Genomic DNA, 1,603 nt, shown 5'->3' with positions numbered 1-1,603 from the left:
GTATCCGTCCGGCTACGCCGCGCTTGACGCCTGTTGCGGCGTCCAGTTCCAAGGCGCGAGTTCTTCGATGCGGTTGATCTTGTGATCGGCGATGCGCTCGAGGACCCAGGTGAGCCAGGCTTCGGGATTGACGCCGTTCATGCGGGCGGTTTCGATGAGCGTATAGGCGATCGCCGCGGCTTTACCGCCGCCTTTCGAGCCCATGAAGAGGTAGTTTTTCCGGCCGAGAGTCAGGGGTCTGATTGACCGCTCGCAGATGTTGTTGTCCAATTCCAGCTGTCCGTTTTCGAGGTATGGCCGCGCCTTGGGCATGCGACCGAGCGCGTAGCGGATCGCCTCGGCCAGCTTGGTCTTACCGGATATTTTCGGCAGCTGCTGCTTCAGCCAGCCTTCCAGTTCATCGAAGACCGGCTTCGCTTTCGCCTGCCGCAAGGCGGCGCGTTCATCGGGGGATTTGTAACGCGCCTCCTTTTCCACGGCATAGAGCATGGCCATCCGTTCGATGGCGCCTCTGGCGATGACCGACCCATCGCGTTCGAAGACATCCACGAACTTGCGGCGGACATGGACCATGCAGGCTTGCTCCGTGGCGAGCCCGTCGCCGAACAGGCCGTTGAAGCCGGTGAAGCCGTCGGCATGCACGGTGCCCTTGTAGCCCTGAAGATGGGCGGAGGGATGTTCCCCCTTTCGGTTTACGCTGAACTGATACCACGTACAGGGCGGCGCCTGTCCGCACCACGGCCTCTCGTCGCGGACGTAGCTCCAGAGCCGCGCGGTGTGTGCCTTGCCCGTCTTCGCTCCGGTCTGCATCTTGACCGGGGTGTCATCGGCAAACACGGCGGGTCCGGCGCGCACCAGCTTGCCGATATGCCCGGCCAACGGTTCCAGCAATGCCGTCGACCGCCCGACCCAGTCGGTGAGCGTCGATCGGTGCAGGTCGAGCTTCTCGCGCGCGTAGATCTCCGACTGCCGGTATAATGGCAGATGATCGCAATACTTGCCGACCAGCACATGCGCGAGAAGACCGGGACCGGCACGACCCCGTTCGATGGGGCGGCTCGGCAGCGGTGCCTGCGCGAAGGTCTCGCAGCAGCTGCAGGCCATGCGCGGACGCACGATCTGGCGGACGATAAAGCGCCCCGGGATGTATTCCAGATCCTGCGTCACATCCTCGCCGACTGGGCGCAGAGCGCCGCCGCAGGAGGCGCAGGCATCGCCCGGGGACAGAACCTCGGTCTGACGCTCGAGATGATCGGGCAGCGGGGCACGGCTGTGTTGCCGTTTGGCGGGCATGTCGGAGGGCACCGCATCGTCGTCCGGGCCGGTTTCATCATGCTGCGCCTGAGCGGCCTGCGCGATCTCGGTGTCTTCCTGCAGATCGAAGGCAAGCTGATCGAGGCTTTCGGATTTCGACCCGAACCGCGCCTTGCGATGGGCCGCCAGCTGCCCTTGCAGATCTTCCACCTTCAGGGTCAGAGACTTGATCTCCTCGCCCATCAGGGCGACCAGACCCTTCAGATCTTCGGCATCGTCCGGCAGGGATTTCAGCGTCTCCAGCATGGCGGGAATATACTGAACCGGCGGCGGGAGTGGAACAAGGAAT

Annotated in this window: 1 protein-coding gene; it reads right to left on the bottom strand. The window is 63.7% G+C overall.

The features are described from left to right. Positions 1-12 precede the first annotated feature (12 nt). Entirely contained in the window at positions 13-1,560 is a 1,548-nt protein-coding gene (tnpC, locus tag DC366_RS19420; RefSeq protein WP_108693782.1) for an IS66 family transposase, read from the bottom strand. Positions 1,561-1,603: the final 43 nt, after the last annotated feature.

Source organism: Pelagivirga sediminicola (assembly GCF_003072125.1).
GTDB lineage: Bacteria > Pseudomonadota > Alphaproteobacteria > Rhodobacterales > Rhodobacteraceae > Roseovarius > Roseovarius sediminicola.
Note: the sequence above shows the minus strand (reverse complement) of the source record. Positions and strands in the feature narration are given on the sequence as shown.

Coding starts and splice junctions, on each gene's coding strand:
- tnpC (WP_108693782.1), bottom strand. CDS start 1,560: ATGCTGGAGACGCTGAAATCCCTGCCGGACGATGCCGAAGATCTGAAG.